Genomic DNA, 22,769 nt, shown 5'->3' with positions numbered 1-22,769 from the left:
GTGTTAGCCCAGTATTTCCCTGGCTATGACTCAAGGCGTTCCTCCCTGAATACTCGGTATGTGACCGTTTATTTTTCAGGAATAAGAAATTCTATCGCTGCATCCCATCATGTCAATTGTTGCCGCCTGCCGAGACGGAGAATTCGGGTTTCAGAGCTTTGTACAATCTACGGAACGTCTCGATCCGTGGCTGATACCGCTCCACCAGCAGGGCCTCGGGCTCGATCCTGTCGAGAGCGGGCGGTGCGTTGCATATGGCTTCGGCAGGGGCTCGGGTTGTCGCCAGCATGGCGAGGCGCGCAGCGCCGAATGCCGGTCCTTTCTCGCCGCTCCGGAACCTTACAAGGGGGAGGTCGAGCACACTTGAGAGAATTCTCATCCAAAGGAGGCTCCGGGAGCCGCCGCCGATCACGCCGACTTCCTGAGGAGCAGCCCCGGCTCGTACGAGACAGTCTTTGGCATCGGCGAGACTGAATGCCACGCCTTCCAGAACGGCCAATGTGAGATCCGCCTGGTTCGTTTCAGGGGACAGACCGAAGAAGACGCCTCGGGCATGTGGATCGTTATGAGGAGTTCTCTCTCCTGTCAGATAAGGCAGGAAAAGAGAATGAGCCGGCCCCCGATACGTGCCCTCCGCTTCTTTCAAGAGATGGCTGATCTCGGAGTTCAGGAGGCCCGACAACCATGCAAGGCAGCTCGCCCCGTTCAACATGGCAGCCATCTGGAACCAGCGGCGGGGCAGGGCATGGCAAAAGGCATGGACAAGCATTTCCGGAGCGGGACGGAAGGTTTCCGTCGTGATGAAAAACTGTCCGGATGTGCCCAGCGAGATGAAGGCGGCCCCTTCTTGGATCGCCCCGAGACCGATCGCCCCCGCTGCCGCATCTCCCGCGCCGCCTGCAACCGGAACCCCGGCCGGGAGGCCCCATTCACGCGCCAGTTCCTGACGGAGCGTTCCGGTCGGCTCCGATCCTTCGAATAGCGTCGGCATCTGGTGCCGCTCGAGGCCCGTGGCCGCCAGTGCCCTCCCTGACCATTCTCTCGACCCTTCGTCGAGCCACCATGTCCCGGCCGCGTCGGACATGTCCGTCGCACGTTCCCCGGTCAGCTTTAGCCGAATGTAGTCTTTGGGCAGCAGGATGGTTTTGATCGCCCGAAAAGTCTCGGGCTCGTGCCGAGCCATCCAAAGAAGCTTCGGCGCCGTGAAGCCTGGCATGGGGATGACCCCCATCTCACGGGAGAGTTCCGGGTATCGCTCTCCCAGCTCCTTTGCTTCCCGGAAAGAGCGTCCGTCATTCCAGAGAATGGCAGGCCGCAAGGGACGGTCCTGAGAATCCAGCAGCACGGCCCCATGCATCTGACCGGAAAGACCTATGCCCTTGATCGCAGCCAGGCCATCCGGCGTGCTCTCTCGAAGAGTGCCGATGGCCTGCTGAACCGCAAGCCACCAGTTGTCCGGATCTTGCTCGGACCAAAGATCATGAGGCCGCGAAACCGTTAGGGGCCGGGTCGCTTCTGCAAGGACGTTCTGCTGCTCGTCGATGACGACCGCCTTGATGGCGGAGGTTCCGACGTCGATGCCAAGATAGGTCGGCATTCCGCTGCTCCGGCGCTGGTGAAAGAAACGTCGAAAGAGCTTTGCCATTTCTCATCGGCTGTCAAACCGCTCATATCTCCCGGTTGCACGCATCCCCCTCTGGCGCCGGGATGAAAGCGCCCAAGAATCACATGGGCGGCAGGATACACAGAGGGACCAGTTGTGACGAAGGAACGTATCGGATTCATCGGCCTCGGCCATATGGGCCATGGGATGGCGAAGAACCTCATCGAAAAGGGATGGCCCCTGACTGTTCTTGGCCATCGCAGGCGCGAGCCTATTGAAGACCTCAAGGCACGAGGTGCGACGGAGGCCACGACTCCAAAGCAGCTCGCGCAGATGTCGGAGGTCATCATTCTCTGCGTTACCGGTTCGGCGGAGGTGCAGGAGACTATTCAGGGGAGCGATGGACTTGCCGCTGCCGAACGGCCGCTGACCATCATCGATTGCTCGACCTCGGATCCGTCGGTCACGATAAAGCTGGCGGAAGATCTCTCCCGGTCGGGCAGCGTTCTCGTCGATGCGCCCCTCGGGCGCACTCCGGCCGATGCTCAAGCCGGCACACTAGACGTCATGGTGGGCGGAGATGCCCCTATTGTTGAGAAGGTCCGCCCAATCTTGGAGGCCTTTGCCAGCCGGGTAGTACATACGGGTCCGACAGGGACCGGACACACCATGAAGCTGCTCAATAATTTTCTGTCCATGGGCTATGCGGCGCTCTATGCGGAGGCCCTGGCTTTAGGAGCCAAGGCCGGTGTCGAACCGCGGCTCTTCGATGCCGTGATCCGCGGAGGCCGAATGGATTGCGGCTTCTATCAAACTTATTTCAAATGGGTTCTTGATCGGGACCCGACGGCACATAAGTTCAGCCTGCGCAACGCGCTGAAGGACATGACGTATCTGGCGTCCTTTGCTCAATCGGTTGGGCTCGCCAACCCTATAGGCTCGAGCGTACGCAACAGTTTCGCCACAGCCGTCGGAACTGGGCACGGGGATGAGTACGTGCCCAGACTTTCCGACATTGTGGCCGGCTTGAACGGAGTCAGCCTTGATCCTGCTCTGAAAGGACCCAACGGAGGCGGAGGCACCTGATCAGCACTTCGTGTGCGCTCAAACAACTCTCGCGAGCGTCCCCGCTTCGGAAGAGGACGTCGCAAACCCGTGGGGATGGGCGGAACGCCAAGCCCAAGCGGTGCGAACGATGTCGTCGAGATCCGCATATTGCGGTGACCAGCCGGTTTCACGCCGCAGCTTCTCATTGGCAGCGACAAGGACCGGGGGATCGCCGGGACGTGGCGGTCCTATCCGGTGGGGAACTTTGAGCCCTGATATGCGCTCGACCGAATCTATCACCTGGCGAACCGAATATCCGGTGCCGTTGCCGACATTGTAGCAGCCGCCTTGACCTGTTCCGAGCCGGTCCAGAATGCGGCAATGCGCGTCGGCGAGATCCGTGACATGCACATAGTCACGAACCGCCGTTCCATCGACCGTATCGTAATTGTCCCCGAAGATCGTGAGCTCGGATCCCAGCCCGAGGGCCGCATTGATGGCAAGTGGAATGAGATGCGTTTCAGGGTCATGGTCTTCACCGAGGCGCCCCTTCGGATCCGCGCCCGCAGCATTGAAATATCGAAGTGCCGACCAATGAAGGCCATGAATCTTCTGGGCCCATTCAAGGCCTTTCTCCGCCATGAGCTTTGACTCGCCATAGGGGGACAGCGGCAAAAGTTTGCAGTCTTCATCTATGGGAATACGATCCGGCATGCCAAACAGGGCTGCGGTCGATGACAGGACAAAACGCGTGCAGCCCGATTTGATGGCCGCCTCGGCGACTCGCAGGGTGTTGCTCACGTTCTCGGAAAGATAGAGGAGCGGCTCCCGCATACTTTCGCCCACCAGCGATCGCGCCGCGAAATGAACGACACCGTCAAACCGCCAAGAGGCGAATACTTCCCGAACCCGCTGGGTGTTTGCGAGATCCTCGACAACAAGTTCGGCGCCAGACGGGACTGCCTGCCGGTGTCCTTGGGAGAGATCGTCAAGAACAACGACATCGTCGCCACGTTCGACGAGTGCCAGAACGGTGTGACTGCCGACATAGCCGGCGCCGCCCGTAACGAGAAATCTAGCCATACTTCAAACCTACACTAGACCGCTGGATGCCAGCGGACGGCAATGAACCGCAAAGGCAGCGGATTCTAAAGGGAAGCTTCCTGGAATGCGAGAGGCATTTTTCAGGGGATTTTAGTCTCTCCGTACCGGAGAGCGCCGGTCCAAACGTTCTCGAGCCGTTGCAATGTCTTGAAAGCGATCTCGAGATCACGCTTCTCTTCCGCGTTGCGCGTGACGAGGCGATGATAGGACTCGTCCATTCTGCGCACGTCGTCGCAGAGCTTGCGGCCTTTATCAGAGAGGCGAATGCGAGCAGAGCGCCGATCCCGTTCCGAAGCACTTCGGTCGACATATCCACCTTCGACCAGCCTCTTCAGATTATACGATGCGTTTGATCCCAGATAATAGCCTCGGTCAATCAGGTCTCGGACCGTCAGCTCGTCTGCCCCAATCGTGAAAAGCATCATGACCTGAGAGGGACTCAGATCGTCCACCCCAAGTCGCCCGAGATCCAGCCGGAAAAGATCCAGGTATCGTCGGTGAACGCGTTCGACGACACGAACGAGATCAAGGTGTGAAACGCCCGAAGTTTCTTCGGCCATTGGATTGCTCGTTGGCGCTGGTGCTCTTGAAGATTGTGGAACCGGGGGCAGCTCGGACAAGCCTCCAGTTGGGACTTCCCGAAAAAGCCCCACCTCCTTGCTAAATTTAAACTCCATACCGTCTCCTGTCACGCTAGTGATTAGTTCGAAATTCGAACTATTTCTAAGACGTTTTCCCTAAACTTATAAGTTGTAGTGTTCTGTTGTTTTGTAAGGGGAATGCTTATTCTAGGGTGACATTCCGTAAGTTCCACATATGATGGTATAGAGATTTGCTTATATGTAAAGCAGTCACACATTAATCCCTGCCGGGATGAATGATTACTCTCTCCGTCATATTTTCGTCGAACAAATCGTTGCAGGAATGGTCCGCATGAACAAGGCGACTATCTCCCCGGCTGCCGCGAATCTCGTCCATCGCGGCCGTAAGGCATTCATGATCGGTCTCGTGTATGCGGGCCTTCTGAGTGCCATCATCAATATCCTTCAACTGACCGTCCCCCTGTTCATGCTGCAGGTGCATGATCGTGTGGTGAACAGTCAAAGCGTTGACACGCTCACCATGCTGATCGTTGTCGCTGTCGTAGGATTGGTTCTTTTTGGAATTCTCGATTACATCCGGGCTCTGACATTTCAGGTGATGGGCAGCCTTCTTCTGCGCCGCCTCAATCTGCCGGTTTTGCAAGCGGCAGTCACGGCCTCCATCCATCAGGGAAGCGGAAGGGCGGGCCAAGCGATCCGCGATCTCAATGATCTTCGGTCCTTCGTGACCGGCAACGCCATCAGCGTTCCCTTGGAAGCCATTTGGTGCCCGATCTTTCTGGCGGTCCTCTTCGCACTGCATCCGCTCTACGGATTGGTTGCCCTGGTCTCGGCAGTTTTGATCGTCGTTCTGAGCCTGGTCTCTGACCTTCTGACACGGCGGGTCCTCAAAAGAGCGAATGAGGCTGCGATTCAAGGGATCGGCGATATGAGTGCCAGTCTCCGCCACGCGGAGGCCATCGAAGCCATGGGGATGCTTCCTGCGTTGGCCAGGCGCTGGCGCGGTGCTCAGCTTATGGCGCAGGATCTCTTGGATGTCGCGACGAAACGGGGCCGTGCTTTATCGTCGCTGACACGAACCTGTCGATACATGATGCAGATCGCCGTGATGTCGACAGGGGCCATTCTCGTCATTCGACAGGAAGTCAGCCCAGGCTCCATGGTCGCATCCAGCATCATCATGGGCCGCCTTCTCCTCCCATTCGACTCGATGGTCGATGGGTGGCGCCAATGGGTCCTCGCTGCCGCCGCATGGACGCGCGTCTGTGATCTTCTCGAGAAAGAGACGCCGCGGCGGGACACGCAGCCGACGCCGGCCACATCTGGAGATCTGACGATCGATCGGCTGGTCTATGCGGCTTCCGGTTCAGACGTACCGATCCTGAAGGGGGTCTCGTTTTCCCTTTCTCCTGGCGAAGTGTTGGGAATAATTGGTCCCTCGGCGGCCGGAAAATCTACCCTCGCGCGTTTGCTGGTTGGCGTTCTCAAGCCTACGACGGGAGGAATCTATCTCGACGGGCACAACGTCTTTCTCTGGGAGCGCGAGTCCTTCGGCGAGATGGTAGGATACCTTCCCCAGGCGGTATCGCTTCTGGACGGCACAATTCGAGAGAATATTGCGCGAATGAAGGAGGCGGATCCGCGTCTGGTGCTGGACGCCGCTCGCCTCGCCGACGTGCACGCCATGATCGGACGCTTTCCGCTTGGATATGACACGCGGCTCGGAGACGGAAACTTTGTTCTATCGGGCGGCCAAAGGCAACGCATCGGTCTCGCCCGCGCCCTTTATGGGAGACCGCGGCTCATCGTGCTGGATGAACCCAACGCGAACCTGGATACGGAAGGTGAAAGGGCCCTTATTCGCGCGATCGAGGCGGCGAGGGCAGACGGTGCGATCGTTATTCTGATCGCCCATCGTCCATCAATCATGCAGGTTGTCGATAAACTTCTGGTCCTACAGGACGGTCGCGTGGCTCAGTTCGGGCCCCGTGCAGACATCGTTGGCATCAACGATCGAGACACGAAGGTTACAAAGCCCGTTCCGGCTCATGCCGTTCGGGCGATCCAGGGAGAAACTCCTCGTGGGAAGCACTGAAATCCTTGTCCAGAAGCGTCCTGTCCCTGTCGCGCCGATCAAGGACCCCCAGCGAAACTGGGTTGAACGCTGGGAGACCGAAGAGCAGGCCGGACCCTCGCTGCGCACGCCGTTCGTGGCGGGGCTGGTGGCGATTCTCGTCGGGGTCGGAGGTTTCGTCGGCTGGGCCTTCGCGGCTCATCTCGACAGCGCGGCCATCGCAAACGGGACGGTTATCGTCGACTCGAAGCGTAAGACCGTCAGTCATCTGGAGGGCGGAATTCTCAAGACGCTTCTCGTACAGGAAGGTGATGTGGTGCAGGCTGGACAGCCCCTCATCCAGCTCGACGATACGCGCGCGAAGGCTGAGCTGGAGCAATTGCGCGCCAAGCGCTTGGGTCTTGAGGCGCGGCTTGTCCGCCTGCGGGCCGAACAGGTTCGGGACAACGAACTCGCTTTTCCGAGCTATGTGACGAGCTCGCCCAGCCCCATCGCCGAGGAGGTCGTGCGAGCGGAGCGAAACGTCTTTCTGTCACGGCGCGAAATGTTCGCCCGAAGGGTCGACATCCAGCGCAAGACGGTCGAGCAGCAGGAAGCCGAACTCAAATCAGTGGATGCTCAGACGCAGGCAAACGCTCGTCAAACGGAGCTGCTCGGACGTGAGCTCAATGCCATCGCGACCCTTGTCGAAAAGGGCTACGCCCCACGTCCACGTCTGACGGAACTTCAAACGCGAGAAAGCGAACTCATCGGAAGAGCCGCCGAGCTCGTCTCGCGCAAAGCCAAGGCCGAGCAGGCCAAGGCGGCGGCGGAGCTTGAGATCCTGTCGATCGAGAACGATTTCCAGCAGCAGGTCGCAGCCGATTTACAGGCGGCACAGCTTGAACTCGCCGACACGATCGAACGCATGACGTCTGCCAGCGACGTTCTCCGGAGAATCGAAATCGTTTCGCCTCAGGCCGGGGTCGTGACGAATATCAAGACGCGAACTCCGGGGGGCGTCATAGCTCCGGGCCAACCTATCTTGGAAATCGTTCCTGAGCACGAGCCGCTGATCATTGAGGCGAAAGTCGGCCTTCGTGACATCGACTCCGTTCGTCCGGGGGCGCCGGTTCAAGTCAGGCTCACGGCCTACAACAACCGCAGCACAGCGCCTCTGTCCGGGACGCTGACCTACCTGTCGGCGGATCAACAGGTGGATGAACGAAACGAATCCGCCTTTTATGTCGTTCGCGCCTCGATTGAGCCTGAGAGTCTGTCCAGGAATGACAATATCAAGCTCTATCCGGGGATGCCGGCCGAGATTCTCATTCTCAATAAGCCTCGTAGAGCGGTTGACTACCTCCTCGCGCCCATCACCGAGAGCTTCAACCGGGCATTCCGAGAAGAATGAACGTGAACACAGAACCCACCGCCTGAACCCAAGCACTTAAGACAGTCCTCCGTGGCTCGCTGAGAACTGCGTATGCCCGCGTTCGGTTCGTGGATTGTGCGCTGCCGCGAGATCGTATCGCAGGTGCTAAATGTCGGCAACTTATGAGATATTTTCATGTAATTCGAAATTCGAACTAAAAAATAAATACTTCGTAGTTGCTATCGATTTAAAACAATAACTTAATACGGCTACAGTAATACTTAAATAAAATCTCAGATTTATTTGAGATCAGACTTTACAAATCAGTGCACCTCTCGCAATGTTGCGGTGCGGCGAACAGGGGCGCTATGACGCCGTGCTCCTCTGTCGGAAAAGCCGGTTCGACCGCTTCGATTCACCTCTTCCATTCGATGGGCTGTTCTCAACGGCCCAAGCAGCAAGGAGACAGGTATGGCAACTCTCGAGGGCGGTGCCTATCACGACACTCTTCACGGTACCCATTCGCCGGATGTGATTTTCGGCAACGGCGGGGATGATTTCCTCTTCGGCGGCGGCGGCGGCGACGCGCTGTTCGGCGGCGAAGGTGATGACCTTCTTTTCGGCGGCGAAGGCGAAGATGCGCTGTTCGGCGGCACCGGCAACGACACCCTTTTCGGCGGCAACAACAACGATGTCGTCCAAGGCGGAGCAGGCGACGACATCCTGTTCGGCGGTAACGGGGACGATGTGTTGCAGGGCGGGGCAGGCGACGACTACCTCCGCGGCGGGAATGGCAACGATGTCGTTCAAGGTGGAGACGGAAACGACATCCTCGACGGCAATTCCGGCAATGATCTGTTGCAAGGCGGAGCTGGAGATGACGTGCTCCGGGGTGGTTCCGGCGACGACATTCTGCAGGGCGGAGCCGGCGACGACATTCTCCACGGCAATTCCGGGCAGGATGTTTTCGTGTTCTCCGGCGGTGGCGGAAACGACGTCGTTATGGACTTCAAGGTCGGGGAGGATCTGCTCCAAATCTCGAAGGGCATCAACGGCACGGATATCGCTTCCGTCGAGGATATCGCGAGCCGTGTCCACCAAGTCGGTGGAAACACGCTTGTCGACCTTGGGAATGGCGACTCGGTCACGCTTGTCAATGTCAACGCCGAAGACGTTCAGAGCAATCCGAACGACTACTTCTCCGTCCATTAAGGCGAAAGGCGCTGCAGCAAAGTCTGCAGCGCCCATTCTCTAAGGCTCTGATTAAGTATGGCGCTGCTTGATATCTCTAAGACATCTCAATCTGATGTAAGTGAAGGGGAGTTGCATGTCAGCCTTCTCGGCATCGGCACCGCGCTTATCCTATGGGATGTTCCCGAAACGGTAAGAGGGGCTGCTACGCTCTCGGTTGCCGCAGGTGCCGTCGTTGCTCGCACCGCGTCATTGCGTCTGGAGCGGAAAGACGGAGGCACGAGACTCCTCTGGGCATTGAAGTTAGTCGATGAGTCACCACTCCAGATTGAGTTGTCAACCGGCGCCCTCGGTTCGCAGGCTCAGTTGACCCTCGCACCATCGGCCGCCATGCCGACCGCAGACGCAGCAGGGCTTCTGAGGGACCTCGAGGAGCACGCGGCCGCAACGTTGACGTCGACCTTCGTCACACTATGGAGCAGCCTCTTCCGGCTTCAACGAAGCACCACATTCCTGCGCATCCTTTCAGCTCTCCTTCACAGAGGTGAAAGGGCGGTTCCTCCCGCGACGATCGTTGCGAGAACAGTCGACGATATCGCCCTCGTACAAGCCCCTCTTGCTGTGTCCGTCGGTAAGGTGAACGCCGTGTATCGTCTCAGCCGACATGGTGTCGCACGCCTGAGAGGGGAGCCGTACCGAACCGTTTTGGCAAAAGGACGCGAGATTTTTCACTTGCTGGTTTCGGAGAGCGATATGAGCGGCCAACGGGCCCAGCTCATCTTTATCGGCACCGATGGAATCCACGCCTGCCTTCTGGCCGCGCCATCGAAGAAGCCTCCGAGTCTCGTCAGCTGGCTCAGGGACCATGCGAAACGTGCGGTCGCATTGCGCGAGCACTTGTTGATCGAGCTGGCCGGGTTCGCGCCAAAGGGAATGGCAGCCGCTATCGAGGCTCAAATCGGTGCTCCGCTCGAACGCCAGCGAGTCAGTTCCGGACCGTCGGGATTGGCGGCGGAGATCACCTGCGCTCTCTCAACCGCGGCGGGAACCCTCGTGTCAGGGTGGTATCGCGACCCCCTGAATCTTGTTGCCGGAATTGCCGCGGTCGGTCGGGACGGCACGGTTCACGACATGACTTCAAGCTTGCGACGGTATCCGGTCGCGGTCGGAGTTGAGGGCGGCGCAGGTCAAGTAGGCGCCACAGGATTTGCAGCTCTTGCACCTTCCGTCGGCGGAGCAGCGCCCGTCCTCCAGCCCCGGTTCCGCCTTCTCCTGAATTCCGGCGCATATCATATGCTCGTACCGGCACCGCAGCCGCTGGACCCGGCGGGAGCACGAGCGGCTGCGCTTCGAGCGGTTCCCCCGCAGCATGTGGACGAGAAGCTGCTCGACGAGGTTCTCAAACCCGTTATCGTCAATCTGCACGAGCGCGTGCAGTCGCCCGCCAGCCGCCCCGAAATCCGCCAGATAGGCTCGCCTCCGGCGCGGCCGAGAGTCTCGGTCGTAATTCCGCTCTATAAGGCGCTGGACTTCCTGCGGTTTCAAATCGCGGCCTTTGCGATCGATCCGTGGTTCAGAAGAAACGCCGAGCTCATCTATGTTCTCGACTCGCCCGAACAGGCTGTCGAAGTCGAGCACCTTCTGAGAGGGCTCCACCTGGTTCATGAGCTCCCGATGTCGCTTTTGATCATGGACCGTAATGCCGGTTATGCACGAGCCTGCAACGTCGGCGCATCGTTCGCGCGCGCAGAGGTGTTGGCGCTCGTCAACTCCGACATCATACCGCTCTCTCAGAACTGGTTGCCCGCGCTGGTGTCTCGCCTTGACGCTCGAAAGCGGGTCGGCGCCGTTGGGCCGAAGCTCTTGTTCGAGGATGGATCTCTGCAGCATGCGGGTATGTATTTCGAGCAGGATCATCGCGGCCGTTGGCTCAATCACCACTATTTCAAGGGGCTGCCGCGCAACTATCCGCCGGCCCTGGTGGAGCGGATCGTTCCCGCCGTTACCGGCGCGTGCCTCGTAACCCCGCGAGCACTCTTCGAAAAAGTGGGCGGCTTTTCAGAGGACTATGTGATCGGCGATTATGAAGACAGTGACCTCTGCCTGAAAATCACGTCGGAAGAGCGCAGGATTCTCTACGCGCCTGAAGTCGAGCTCTATCATCTCGAGCGCAAGTCGATGTCGTTGAACATGGACTACATGAAGGGAGTAGCCTGGCAATACAACTGCGCCTTGCACGCTTCCCGTTGGGGAGAAACGATCACCCAAATCATGAACACACAGGTTCGCATCGCCAAAAGGAGCAAAGCAGCATGAATGCGCAAATCGGCAGCATGGTCTCTGCGTATAAACCTCTCCTTTCCGAGGCCGATGATCAACGGCTCTCCCAGATGATGGAGATGATCGAGCGCAATCGCTTCCTTCCTGCTCCAGCGCCCCAAAGTGTCTTCGTAGGGGATGGAGACTATCGTGCGATCGGCGCCGAGTATCTCGGACACTTCGTACGTCTTGGCGGACTCCGCCGCTCCGACAGGGTGCTCGATATCGGCTGTGGTATCGGCCGCATGGCGGTTCCGCTGACACAGTATCTAGACGGCGAGGCTGGAAGCTACGAGGGGATCGACCCGGTCAGGGAAGGGATCGAGTGGTGTGTTCAGAACATCACGACGGTCTACCCCCGGTTTCGGTTCTGTCAGGTCGATCTAGCGCATGAGCTTTACAATCCGGGCGGGTCCCTGGGCGGGCACGAAGTGGTGCTTCCATTCTCCGACGCCAGCTTCGACTTCGCCGCAATGGTTTCCGTTGCGACGCATCTGCCGATTTCGGAAATATCTGCCTATGCCCGGGAGATCAGACGCTTGCTGGCTCCCGGCGGGCGCCTTTTCATGACGACCTTTCTCGTTATGGGCGAGGATCTCGAAAGACCGAACGCAAGGCCGAAATTCACGCCCGGGACGGAGGACGGGACATGGTATGGCGATCCGTCAGCGCCTCTTGCGGCAATCGGATTCAACCGGAACCTTGTCGAGAATGCGGTTCGTGAGGCAGGGCTGCATGCCGAGCGCGTCAGCCTGGGTCATTGGAGGGGCATCGAGAGCACGCACTATCAGGACGTGATCATCGCCACCGTACCCGAGAAGCTGGGCTGAAAATGCGGATCCTCGTAGTTGCCCACAATCATCCTGACCTGCACCCGGGCGGAACGGAGATCTTCGCGCACGACCTTTTCAAGGAGCTTCGCTCGCGGGACGGCGTCCAAACGATGTTCTTGGCCGCCACGAACCGGGTTCACAGGGAGCCAAGACCGGGTACCAACTTTCAGGTCGTTACCGATGCGCCTGATGAGGTGGTCTTATGGAGTGGTCATTTCGACCACTTTTATCTGAGCCAGATCGACACCTACGGGGTCGTTCCGCATCTCACCAATCTCTTGGAAGAGTTCAAGCCCGATATCGTGCACATTCATCACGTGCTGCTGCTTGGCGTGGAGTTCATTGCGATTGTACGTCGTCTGCTTCCTCAGGCCCGGATCGTCATGACACTTCATGATTATTACGCCATTTGCGCTCACGACGGCCTGATGATGCGTACGACAGGCAGGGAGCGTTGCGAGCGTGCATCGCCTAATCGGTGTAGAGGCTGCTTCCCCGATGTTGGCGCGGATCGCTTTCTGCTCAGGGAAAGATACGTCAAGACCCTTTTCTCGCAGGTCGACCAGTTTATTGCGCCGAGCCGCTTCATCAAGCAGAGATTTGTCGAATGGGGGATCCCTGAAAGTCAAATAGAAGTCGTTCCGAATGGCCGCCCTGACGCGCCGATCGCCCCACACCGACCATCGGCGGATGGTCGCCGTGCGGTTTTCGGATACTTCGGAAACCTGAATCCGTGGAAGGGAGCGCCTGTGCTTCTCAAGGCTGTCCAGCGCCTCCTTGCGGAAAAGGCCGGTGAGATGGAATTGCGACTCCATGGGGGAGCGCCTTTCCAATCCGATAGTTTCATGGATGAGGTCGATGCCCTTGTGGGCGAGACCGAACCTCACGTGGTCCGCCTCGGGCCCTATCGTCCGGGCGATATCTCACGGCTGATGGCGGCCGTGGATTGGGTCGTAATGCCTTCGATCTGGTGGGAAAACGCGCCTTTGGTCCTCCAGGAAGCGTTCCACCACCGGCGACCTGTGATCGTGAGCGGTATCGGCGGGATGGCAGAGGCGGTGCGCAACGGGATCGACGGCATCCATGTCCGCCCCGATGATCCGACCGCACTGGCACGCGCCATGAAGCAGGCGATGACTGAGCCTCAACTCTGGGAAAAACTGGTCGAAGGAATTCGGCCCCCTCCGACGATGACCACGACGGCCGACCGGCACCTGGATATCTACCGAGGCAACCAGGCATCGGCGAAGGCCGCCTAACGCCAGGAGTGATGAACTCATGAGCAGCGCAGAAGCGAAAGTGTCAGCCGGACCGCAGGGCAGGCCGGCTGAAAGTCAGATTCAAGGGCGCCTCGACGCCATTGAAAGTCGCCGCCTTTATGGCTGGGTTTGGGATCGGACCCGGCCTGAGGAGCGCCTTCTCGTGCGCGTTCTTTTCCGTGGCCGCACTGTTGCGTCAGGGATTGCGGATAAGCAGCGGATCGATCTGAGACGGAATGGGATCGGCGATGGCGGCTACGCCTTCGAGATCGAGTTGCCTGAGGCGGTTGGTCAAGATCTGGCAAGTGTCGAGGTTGTGGCGGTGTCCCGCGCCACCGACGAGGAAGTAGTCCTCCCGGCTCCGAGCCAGGGCGAACGGGCCGCGGAGGCCGTGATCAGCGCGCCTCTCAACAGGGTGCTCCAGCAACTTGAGGTTTTGATCGCGGCCCAGCATCGTTCCCAGCTGATCCTTCGGGAAGCCGTAGAGGGGATACGCGATACCGCCGATCAGGTAGAGCGGATGTCCTCGAAAGAGGACGGAATAGGCGCGGCCCTTGAGGTCGTACGGTCCAATCACGGCGAGTTGGCACAGCGGATCGCGGATGTGGAGGTTTTCCATATGCGGTTCGATAAGATGATCGCGGGCTTCGACGAGAGGATCAAAGAACTCACGAGTGCCGCTGACCGCCCCATGCGCCGGGCTGTCGCGGTTCTCATCACGCTTGCCGGAATTTCCGCCGCAAGTGCGATTTCTACTCTCGTGATCGCTTTACGATAGGAATTTTCATGACGATTGCTCTACGCCACATGTTGCCGGCCGACCAGGCGCATGGCGCGCGTTCGGATTATATCGCAGGCAACTTCATAAACGACCAGGTCGCCATGCCGACGGATGGCGAGACCGTCATCGCGTCGCCGGTCGGAGAAGACCTGCTGCTCCTCAGCGGCGTGACGGACAGCATGCCGGGCGCCGTGCCGGTTCTCCTCAACGGCGATCCGGCTCTCTCCATGACGGCGAACGTGGTCACCTGGAACCGCCATGACGCGGCCCCGGAGGCTGCTGTCGGCTTCCTGGCGATCATTCCGGTCAAGGTTGCAGGTCGCGTTCGTATTCGCTCCATTGTCATGCGCCGCAAGGGACAGCCGGCGAGGTATACGCTCGTCCGACGGGCTCTCCCGTTGATGAGCCTGATGAACATCGTCGCGGCAGACGCGGAAGATGGGTTTCCGAAGGTGGCGGACGGCGTCGCGCAGGCTCTGGTGAGTGGAAAGGCGGACCCCAAACGAACCGCTGCGGCGCTTTCCATGTTGTCCGCGACAGCGCGTACGGATGGATTTGTCGAGGTCATGGGTGTTCTCGACACGGGTGAGATCTTCCTCCAGGGTTGGGCCAGCGAGCTGCCGGCCGACCGATCTCGTCTGATCGCTGCCTATGATGGCCTCGTGACGGCGGAGTTCGTGGCTGCCAAGGTCGAGCGCAGCGATCTTGGCGACCGGGGCCATGGCTTCATCGGGATCCTCCAGGCCGGCGATACCGCCATTGATCTCGAGCAGTTGCAGCGCCTCTTTTTTCGTGGTCCACAAGGCTGGCGGACGCTCGAAATTTACGACAAGCGCGTACATCTGGCGCCGATCGATGTGCCTGCTCACGTGCGGGACGTGCTTCCCCGCGCCGCGGCAGATCTGGAGACGCTCCGTTTGCTGCAAAAGGCAGGAGCGCGCTTCGATGGGCGGGACACCGTCTCCACATTGAAGGAGCCGGTCCGCATTGGAATGGATACGGTTCTGGAGCTCCCGAAGGGAGGCCTGCTGGTGAGCGGCTGGATGCTCGATCCGGAGCGATCCGTGACCGAGGTCGTCCTGCATGTCGGCAAGCAAGCATCGCGTGTCGACGGGACATGGACGCGCCTGTCGCGTCAAGATGTGACAGCGGCATTCCAGCACGATGCGAATTTCGGTCATAGTGTCGATCCCCATCGGCACGACCACGGTTTCCTCGCTTTCGTGCCGGGGCTTTCGACCGAAGGGCGGGAGCCGATCTACTTCGAGATCAAGGTGGGAGACGACAAGGCGGGGTTTTACCCGCTCAAGCCCGTTCGCGCGGTATCGCGGCGCTCGCTCGAAAAGGTCATGGCGGCGCTGGATCCACGTTCGGCCTCGACCAGTATGGCCATCGAAACTCATATGGGGCCGATGATTCAAGCCTTCGATCATGCCAAGCCCAAGGCTGTCCAACAGCACGACTTCGGCTATGACGAAACTTCTGCAAAGCTTGCTCTCGTTCTAGGCGGAAGGCGCGATCCCGAGGAAGTTCTCGTGACCCTCTCGCTCCTGGCGCTTGATCCGGAGATGCATGACGTCCCGATTCTCGTCTGCGTTCCTGTCGAACTTTTCAGCAGGATCGCGGCGGAGGTCCAACGGCTGGCGAAGTTCTACGGGCTCGGTATTCGGCTTGTCGCAGCCGATACGGTTCAGGATTCATGCGATACGCTTGAGGCGGCCGTCCAGGCGACGGCTGTCGAAACACTCGCTTTTCTATCCGCCGGAGTACTGCCCCGCCGGACAGGCTGGCTTTCCGCGTTGGAGCGGGCGTATCGGAAACGGGGCGGAAAGACACTCGTCAGCCCGACGGTGATTTTCGAGGACAACTCGATCTGCTTTGCCGGAACGGTTCTTGATGCGCGAGAGCGTCGCCTCGTCGACAACTTCCTGGGCTATCCGTGTGATGTCATTCGCGGAACGGAACCTGCGGAGGTCATGGCGGGAACGACGGCGTGTTGCGTGCTGTCCCGCTCGGCCTTCTGCGATGTCGGCGGATTCAGTCAATCCTATATGAGCGTCAAGGAAAGGTCTCGGGACCTGTGCTTGAAACTCAAGCTGGCCGGCACGTCGTCCCTATGGCTACCGGATGTCGAGGTGGTTGCAACGGACAGCGACAGCCTCGAGGCCAGCATTCCCTGGCAGCGGCTTGTTCAACATGTCGATCGGTGGAGCTTTGATCGACGTTGGTCCCTGCTGGTCTCTAACATGCGAGGTGCCGAATGACTTATCACCCCTTGCGCGTCCTCGTCGTCTCTCATGGTCATCCCAGCTTCTCGCTGGGAGGCGCTGAGGTCGCGTCATATAATCTGCATAAGGGCCTGAATTCGCTCGACGGCGTCAGCTCGCGCTTCGTGGCACGGGTTGGACATCCTGTGGTCCGTCACAGCGGGACCGCGTTGCTCAGCCTGCGTCAAAAGGAAGGCGAGATCCTCTATCACGCGGACGAGTACGACCATTTCTTCCTATCCAACCGCAACACGGACGAGATCGAGCGTGATTTCCTGCGCGTCGTTCTGGATCTGAAGCCGGATGTCATTCACTTTCACCATTTTATCGGATTAGGCCTGGAATGCCTTTACGCCGTAAAGCGTGCGCTGCCGGACACGGTCGTCGTCGTGACATTTCACGAGTTCCTGTCGATCTGCCATCATCACGGGCAGATGGTGAAGACACGCAGCAACAACCTGTGCCGCCAGTCGTCGCCGGCCGATTGCAATGCCTGCTTCCCGGAGATTTCCCCCGCACGGTTCTTGCGGCGGGAAACATTTATTCGCGGACTTCTCGAGCTGGCCGACCATTTTGTTTCGCCAAGCCAGTTCCTGGTGGACCGTTATGTCGACTGGGGTCTTGATCGCTCCAAATTTACCGTGATTGAGAACGGGCTCGATATTGGCCAGCCTGCAGCGCCACGGCCGCTTCCGCCGGGGAGCCGAAGAGGCCGATTTGCCTATTTTGGACAGATCACATCCTTCAAAGGGGTCGACGTTCTGCTCGACGCTGTTGCGCGCATTCCGGAAGCTGTCTGGGGCGACGACGCACAGCTGATGATCTTTGGAGGCAATCTCGAACGCCAGCCCGTGGAGTTTCAGCAGAAGATCGAGAAGCTGATCGAGCAGGCGGGCCCACGCGCGCGGTTCTATGGATCATACCAGAATGGCGAAATGCCGAGGCTGATGCAGTCGATCGATTGGGCGATCATTCCGTCGATCTGGTGGGAGAACTCCCCAATCGTCATCCAGGAGGCGTTCTTCCACGGCCGTCCGTTGATCTGCAGCAATATCGGGGGGATGGCCGAAAAAATTACCGACGGGGTCAACGGGCTTCACTTTCGCGCGGGGTCCTCGGAAGATCTTATCGACCGCATGACCGAAGCCCTGACAGATCCGTCTCTATGGGATCGCCTGCGCGCAGGTATTGCTGAGCCTATGACCTATAAAGAGTGCGCTCAAAAGCACCTCGATCTTTATTACCAAATTGCGGCCGACCGGAACAGTGCGCCCGTCGCGCGCTCGGCCTGACATTACAACCATCGCTTTGCAGCCAGAAGGAGAGACAACGTGGCACGCATTCTTGTGATGATTCCTTCGGGAGAAGTTTATGATCACGACAACGTTCGCTGGTATCGTTACAAAGATATCCAAGCGCACATCAATCATTACCACAATATCGGCGACGCGTTCGTTTTCGACTCGTCCTTGAAACTCCTGAATTTCGACAAGCTTGGAGTTCTGCCGATTGCCAATCCGAACATGGACGACATCGATCGTCTGAACGAGGAATACGACTATGTGTTCCTTCGTGGCTCCAATTACGTTCATAAGGACATGCGGTGGAGCCAGACGATCGAGGTCTTGAAACGTCTCAAGATACCCGTCATCGCGTACGGCATTGGCGCTCAGGCGCCGGTGAAGGGCAAGATCGAGCTGTCGGAGGAAACGAAGACGGTACTCCGGATGATGGCCGACTCGACGACGTCGATCGGTGTACGCGGCGCTTACTCAGCCCAGGTTCTGTGGGATATCGGAATCCGCAATGTCCGGATCGTCGGCTGCCCGACAGCATTCCGCCGTAACAACCCGGACATGAAGATCCAGCTCCCGTCGTTGGACAAGGTCCGCTATGTCGGCGTGACCATGAGACGTGAGGTTTCTCCCGCATATGCGCAGGATATCAAGCGATATCTCACGTTCCACCGTGACTTCGTCAAGGATCTTGCGCAGCGTTTCGATGTCGTCCTGATGGCGCAGGGTGAGGTCGAGGAGAAGAAGATCGTCTTCGGAACTCAGGAGCAGAAGGAGGAGGCGTTCGCGGCCCTCCGCGCCAACAAGTGGGTTTCGGACTGGTATATGGACGAGACGATGGAAAGGCTTCATCGCGAGCGCCTCTTCTATTCGGATGTCGTCTCCGATTACGAAGATCTGGTTCAGCAGAAGGACCTCGTTCTCGGCTATCGTCTCCACGGCAACCTGATGGCGCTTTCGAACGGCACGCCTTCGATCTACTTCACCTATGACAGCCGGACGGTGGAATTCGCCGAGACCTTCCAGATCCCGAGCTTCGACGTCTTTGCGGGCAAGGACTTCAAGTTGGAGGAGTATTGGGACCAGTCCCTTTTCGACAAGTTCAACCGCGCTTATCACCACACCTATCGTGAGATGAGACAGTTCCTTGTCGAAAACAACGTCGATACGAAGATGGTCGACGTGATGCAGAAGCCGGTGACTGCGCCCGTTCAGAAGGTGGCGTAGGACGCTGTCGATGAAGAGGCCACTGACGCTTCTTGCCATCTCTCTCCTGGCGGGAAGCGTTCTCTGGACCGGCGCTCGTGCTGATATAGCCGAGCGCCGGGACTTCATGCTTGCCCCGAACGGCCCTGTGGAGACGGTCTTCGACTGGTCAAGGGACGCTTGCGTCAAAAGCCATGTTCCAGATGCCTCGGCCCGTGCGTTCCGGAGTGCGGACGGCGAGGTGCGCCTGACCATCAGTCACAACGACAATAGGACCCTCGTCGGCGCCAGTCTCGATGCTCTCAAGCCGAGCTGCGAGCTCGTTTACCAGGGCCGTGGGTCGGCACGCCTCTCCGACTTCGATGACCTGAGCTGGATCGGGAGTGTCTACACGTCCGATGGCCGGACGGTTTATGCGCTCGCTCACACTGAGTTGCGTGGCGAGCGAACGCCGGGACAATGTCCTGCCGGCCGTTACAGCGCCTGTCTCCTGAACACCATCACCGGCCTCGTGTCCCACGATGGCGGACGCCGCTTCGTCCCCGCTTCGTCGCAAGTGCCTCCGATGGTGGCGACGTTGCCATACACGTACCCAACCGACCGGAACGCTCGGGTCGGCTACGCCAACCCCTCCAACATCATCGAGCGTGGGGGATGGTATTATGCGTTCATTTTTGCCGATGGGTACCGAGAGCAGCGCCGCGGCAATTGTCTGATACGCACAAACAATCTCGATGACCCGACTTCGTGGAGGGCGTGGGACGGCAGGGATTTTTCCGTCAGCTTCATCGATCCGTTCCGCAGCCGCGTCGATCATACCGGCCAGCACGTGTGTCAGCCCGTTGCGCCGAACGTCATTGGCAGACTTATCGGCGGTATCGTCAAAATCCGTGATAGCGACACCGTCATGGCCGTGTTCGGCGATAAGCGCCCAGGAGAGGACGGTCATGAGATTGAGGGGATCTACACCTCGACCTCACAAGACCTCGTGACCTGGACCAAGCCGGTTCTCGTGACGGAAGTGCAGCTTCTCTGGGACAAGTCCTGCCAGAATCCTGAGGCATTCTTCTACCCGAGCCTGATCGATCCGGCGGCGCAAACCTTGTCGTATGAAGACTTCGGGACGCGTGGATATCTGTATCTGACGCGGTACCAACTTGCGAAATGCAAGGTCACCTGGGACCGCGATCTCGTCAGAGTGCCGGTAGAGCTACGCCCACGGCCGTAGAATCGTGCAACACAGTTCAGGTCTATGAGCGGTGTTGTTCCACGAACCGACGGCTCGGCTGCCGAAGAAGCTCGTCCCCCAATCAGAGACCCAACGCTTCTGACCGGTATGGGGAGGGAGAGTACGGGCGTGCAGGCGAAGGAATTTTTCCGGCTTCCAAATGATCAAAGTATCTGTTTGGAGTTGCTGGCAAGTCTCCTCGTTTTCAGAACCATTCAAATCTAGATCTAGATTTGAATGGTTCTAACATATTGATTTTTCATTGATTTTCCTCCTGCCTGAGGTTAGCGGTTCGGCCGACGCCCTATGATGTCGAACCTTAACGCGGGGCTTTGACCCCTGGACCGATGAGGATAGCCATGTCGACTGTAAGACGATGCGATGGTCAGTTTGCCAAAGCATGCAACCATTCCATCACCTTCGCTCTGCTTGTCGCCTTTGTCCTGGCTTTCGTCTTTGTCGCGCCTCAGGCGCAGGCCCAGAGTGCCGGGGACAGCATCGAGGTGACCGATCTTGCCGGCAGAACCGTTCGGGTGAAAAAGGGTGTTCAACGGATGATCCTTGGAGAAGGGCGCCAGCTTTATGGGCTCGCGGTGCTCGACAAGGACAATCCGTTCAAGAGAGTCGTGGGCTGGAGAGACGATCTCAAGGTCAATGATCCGGACGCTTGGCGCAAGTATCGCGGCAAATTCCCCCAAGCGGACCAGATCGCCGATTTCGGTAATCCTTACACGAGTGACTTCAGCGTCGAGAAAGTCGTCGCTTTGAACGCCGATGTGGTCGTTCTCGATCTTGGAAACTACTTCAAGGCTCAGGAAACCGGTGTTATCGCCAAGCTGGAGAAGGTCGGCATTCCTGTCGTCTTCATCGATTGGCGCGAGGATCCGAGCCAGAATACCCTGCCGAGCCTCATTCTTCTCGGCCGCATCATGGACCGGGAAAAAGAGGCGCTTGCTTTCGCCGATTTCTATCTGCGCCAGATGCGCCTCGTTTATACCCGGGTCGGCAATATCAAGGAAAAGGACCGTCCGCTCGTCTTCATGGAGCGGGCAGCGGGCTATAATCCGAATAACTGCTGCTCCACATGGGGCGCGACGAACTTCGGAAAGTTCGTTGAGGATGCCGGCGGACGTAATTGGGGAAGTCGCTTTTTCAGCTCGACGAGCGGCGGCGACGTCAACATCGAGAAGGTTGTCGCGGACGATCCCGATTATTTCCTCATGACCGGAGCCAACTGGTCCGAAGCGATGCCGAGCAGCATCGCAGCTCCCATGGGCTATGAGGCGACGGACGAGAAAGTTCAGTCCCGCCTGAAGGCACTCATGGAGCGCCCTGGATTGTCACTTCTCCGGGCCGTCCGCGAGAAGCACGTGATGGTGCTCTATCATCAGTTTTACAATTCGCCCTATTCGTTCATCGCCGTACAGGCTATCGCCAAGATGCTGCACCCCGACCGGTTCAAGGACGTCGACCCGCAGGCGAACTGGGAAGAGCTTCATGCCAAGTTCCTGCCGGTCGCACCGTCCGGCATCTTCTGGGCCGTGATGAAATGACGAGCGTCACGCTCACGGCGGTTGCCGGCTACCGGCGCACGGCGCGCCGGCGGCTTGGTCTCGTAGGGTTGGGCGTGAGCGTTCTGTTGGCCACGTTCCTCATGGATCTTTCCATCGGTCCGGGTCCCGCGACCCTTCGCCAGGTGATCGGCGCCCTGTTCGATCCTTCGGAGGCGGATGCGCGCCTCCGGCTGGTCGTGTTCGATCTGCGTCTTCCCATCGCTCTCATGGCCGTGCTGGTCGGCGCCATGCTCGGACTGGCCGGGGGAGCGATGCAGACGATCCTCAACAATCCTCTTGCCGACCCCTTCACCCTCGGAGTTTCCGCGGCGGCCAGTGTCGGCGCGTCCCTGGCCCTTGCGTTCGGATGGGTCCTGTTGCCGGTTGCGGGAACGCTTGCCGTGACCATGAACGCCTTTGTGTTTGCCCTCATGGCATCTCTGGCGTTGTTCGGATTGACGAAACTTCGAGGCGTCAGCGCCGAAACGATGGTTCTTGTCGGCATTGCGCTTCTGTTCACCTGCAATGCGCTTCTGGCGTTGATTCAGTATCGGTCGAACGAGACACAGTTGCAGCAGATCGTCTTCTGGATCATGGGGAGTCTCGGCCGGGCGAGCTTCGAGAAAATCGCCATCTGCGTCGTGGCCCTGAGCATCGCGCTGCCGTGGATGCTCGCGCGGGGCTGGGCTCTCACTGCACTGCGTCTCGGTGACGAGCGCGCGGAAAGCATGGGCATCAAGGTTGATCGGCTTCGCCTGGAAATCTTGGCTCTGGTGTCGCTTCTGGCGGCCATCTCGGTCGCGTTCGTCGGCGCCATCGGGTTTGTCGGCCTCGTCGGCCCTCATATCGCCCGTTTGGTGATCGGCGAGGATCAGCGCTTCTTTCTCCCGGTTTCGGCCGTCATGAGCGCCGTCATCCTGTCGTTGGCCTCGACGCTCTCGAAAGCCATCACGCCGGGTATCATTTATCCGATCGGCATGATTACCAGTCTGATCGGAGTTCCATTCTTTATCAGTCTCATCCTCTCGATACGCAGCAGAGGAGCCTGACGCC

At 58.9% G+C, this 22,769-nt stretch carries 17 protein-coding genes; 14 read left to right on the top strand and 3 right to left on the bottom strand.

The genetic code is table 11. The features are described 5' to 3' along the window. Positions 1-112: 112 nt before the first annotated feature. A complete protein-coding gene (gene xylB / locus LJD17_RS12805) occupies positions 113-1,597 on the bottom strand; it encodes a xylulokinase (protein ID WP_227384572.1) in 1,485 nt (494 codons plus the stop codon). A gap of 126 nt (positions 1,598-1,723) precedes the next feature. On the opposite strand from xylB, the gene LJD17_RS12800 reads away from it, so the two are divergent. Continuing rightward, positions 1,724-2,689: an NAD(P)-dependent oxidoreductase gene (locus LJD17_RS12800; protein ID WP_406600810.1), complete on the top strand. Its 966-nt coding sequence runs from the start codon at positions 1,724-1,726 to the stop codon at positions 2,687-2,689. Positions 2,690-2,707: 18 nt separating this feature from the next. On the opposite strand, the gene galE is transcribed toward LJD17_RS12800, so the two are convergent. Continuing rightward, complete coding sequence (gene galE / locus LJD17_RS12795) at positions 2,708-3,733, bottom strand: UDP-glucose 4-epimerase GalE (protein ID WP_227384570.1); 1,026 nt, start codon at positions 3,731-3,733, stop codon at positions 2,708-2,710. 101 nt (positions 3,734-3,834) lie between these two features. Then, entirely contained in the window at positions 3,835-4,314 is a 480-nt protein-coding gene (locus tag LJD17_RS12790) for a MarR family transcriptional regulator (protein ID WP_227384569.1), read from the bottom strand. A gap of 373 nt (positions 4,315-4,687) precedes the next feature. Here LJD17_RS12790 and LJD17_RS12785 point away from each other — a divergent pair, with 373 nt between their 5' ends. The 13 genes from LJD17_RS12785 to LJD17_RS12725 all read left to right on the top strand — a co-directional run bounded on the left by LJD17_RS12785 (position 4,688) and on the right by LJD17_RS12725 (position 22,765). Continuing rightward, positions 4,688-6,451, top strand: coding sequence for a type I secretion system permease/ATPase (locus LJD17_RS12785; protein WP_227384568.1), 1,764 nt, complete (start codon positions 4,688-4,690; stop codon positions 6,449-6,451). Beyond that, the gene (locus LJD17_RS12780) at positions 6,438-7,823 is read left to right on the top strand and encodes an HlyD family type I secretion periplasmic adaptor subunit (protein ID WP_227384567.1); all 1,386 of its coding nucleotides are present in this window, start codon (positions 6,438-6,440) and stop codon (positions 7,821-7,823) included. Before LJD17_RS12785 ends, LJD17_RS12780 begins: the two co-directional genes overlap by 14 nt. Positions 7,824-8,255: 432 nt before the next feature. Beyond that, a complete protein-coding gene (locus LJD17_RS12775; RefSeq protein ID WP_227384566.1) occupies positions 8,256-8,996 on the top strand; it encodes a calcium-binding protein in 741 nt (246 codons plus the stop codon). Positions 8,997-9,341: 345 nt separating this feature from the next. Next, entirely contained in the window at positions 9,342-11,291 is a 1,950-nt protein-coding gene (locus LJD17_RS12770; protein ID WP_227384565.1) for a glycosyltransferase, read from the top strand. After that, complete coding sequence (locus tag LJD17_RS12765; protein WP_227384564.1) at positions 11,288-12,124, top strand: class I SAM-dependent methyltransferase; 837 nt, start codon at positions 11,288-11,290, stop codon at positions 12,122-12,124. The genes LJD17_RS12770 and LJD17_RS12765 overlap by 4 nt, the downstream gene beginning before the upstream one ends. Further along, positions 12,121-13,386, top strand: coding sequence for a glycosyltransferase family 4 protein (locus LJD17_RS12760; protein WP_227384786.1), 1,266 nt, complete (start codon positions 12,121-12,123; stop codon positions 13,384-13,386). Before LJD17_RS12765 ends, LJD17_RS12760 begins: the two co-directional genes overlap by 4 nt. A gap of 19 nt (positions 13,387-13,405) precedes the next feature. Next, a complete protein-coding gene (locus LJD17_RS12755; RefSeq protein ID WP_227384563.1) occupies positions 13,406-14,164 on the top strand; it encodes a hypothetical protein in 759 nt (252 codons plus the stop codon). Positions 14,165-14,172: 8 nt separating this feature from the next. Further along, positions 14,173-16,431 (top strand): glycosyltransferase family 2 protein, encoded by a 2,259-nt coding sequence (locus LJD17_RS12750; protein ID WP_227384562.1) that lies wholly within the window; start codon positions 14,173-14,175, stop codon positions 16,429-16,431. Next, a complete protein-coding gene (locus LJD17_RS12745; RefSeq protein WP_227384561.1) occupies positions 16,428-17,726 on the top strand; it encodes a glycosyltransferase family 4 protein in 1,299 nt (432 codons plus the stop codon). Before LJD17_RS12750 ends, LJD17_RS12745 begins: the two co-directional genes overlap by 4 nt. Before the next feature lie 39 nt (positions 17,727-17,765). Continuing rightward, positions 17,766-18,956: a polysaccharide pyruvyl transferase family protein gene (locus tag LJD17_RS12740; protein ID WP_227384560.1), complete on the top strand. Its 1,191-nt coding sequence runs from the start codon at positions 17,766-17,768 to the stop codon at positions 18,954-18,956. Positions 18,957-18,966: 10 nt separating this feature from the next. Beyond that, a complete protein-coding gene (locus tag LJD17_RS12735; protein WP_227384559.1) occupies positions 18,967-20,163 on the top strand; it encodes a hypothetical protein in 1,197 nt (398 codons plus the stop codon). Positions 20,164-20,522: 359 nt separating this feature from the next. Further along, positions 20,523-21,716: an ABC transporter substrate-binding protein gene (locus LJD17_RS12730; RefSeq protein WP_227384558.1), complete on the top strand. Its 1,194-nt coding sequence runs from the start codon at positions 20,523-20,525 to the stop codon at positions 21,714-21,716. Beyond that, positions 21,713-22,765 (top strand): FecCD family ABC transporter permease, encoded by a 1,053-nt coding sequence (locus LJD17_RS12725; RefSeq protein ID WP_227384557.1) that lies wholly within the window; start codon positions 21,713-21,715, stop codon positions 22,763-22,765. Before LJD17_RS12730 ends, LJD17_RS12725 begins: the two co-directional genes overlap by 4 nt. Positions 22,766-22,769 lie beyond the last annotated feature (4 nt).

The sequence above is a fragment of the Microvirga rosea genome (assembly GCF_020595095.1).
In the GTDB taxonomy this organism is placed as follows: domain Bacteria; phylum Pseudomonadota; class Alphaproteobacteria; order Rhizobiales; family Beijerinckiaceae; genus Microvirga; species Microvirga rosea.
Note: the sequence above shows the minus strand (reverse complement) of the source record. Positions and strands in the feature narration are given on the sequence as shown.

Bases quoted from the DNA above. Each gene is read 5' to 3' on its own strand.
- LJD17_RS12765 (WP_227384564.1), top strand. From the start codon at position 11,288: ATGAATGCGCAAATCGGCAGCATGGTCTCTGCGTATAAACCTCTCCTT.
- LJD17_RS12790 (WP_227384569.1), bottom strand. From the start codon at position 4,314: ATGGCCGAAGAAACTTCGGGCGTTTCACACCTTGATCTCGTTCGTGTC.
- LJD17_RS12755 (WP_227384563.1), top strand. From the start codon at position 13,406: ATGAGCAGCGCAGAAGCGAAAGTGTCAGCCGGACCGCAGGGCAGGCCG.
- xylB (WP_227384572.1), bottom strand. From the start codon at position 1,597: ATGCCGACCTATCTTGGCATCGACGTCGGAACCTCCGCCATCAAGGCG.
- LJD17_RS12745 (WP_227384561.1), top strand. From the start codon at position 16,428: ATGACTTATCACCCCTTGCGCGTCCTCGTCGTCTCTCATGGTCATCCC.
- LJD17_RS12785 (WP_227384568.1), top strand. From the start codon at position 4,688: ATGAACAAGGCGACTATCTCCCCGGCTGCCGCGAATCTCGTCCATCGC.
- LJD17_RS12775 (WP_227384566.1), top strand. From the start codon at position 8,256: ATGGCAACTCTCGAGGGCGGTGCCTATCACGACACTCTTCACGGTACC.
- LJD17_RS12730 (WP_227384558.1), top strand. From the start codon at position 20,523: ATGTCGACTGTAAGACGATGCGATGGTCAGTTTGCCAAAGCATGCAAC.
- LJD17_RS12735 (WP_227384559.1), top strand. From the start codon at position 18,967: ATGAAGAGGCCACTGACGCTTCTTGCCATCTCTCTCCTGGCGGGAAGC.
- galE (WP_227384570.1), bottom strand. From the start codon at position 3,733: ATGGCTAGATTTCTCGTTACGGGCGGCGCCGGCTATGTCGGCAGTCAC.
- LJD17_RS12725 (WP_227384557.1), top strand. From the start codon at position 21,713: ATGACGAGCGTCACGCTCACGGCGGTTGCCGGCTACCGGCGCACGGCG.
- LJD17_RS12750 (WP_227384562.1), top strand. From the start codon at position 14,173: ATGACGATTGCTCTACGCCACATGTTGCCGGCCGACCAGGCGCATGGC.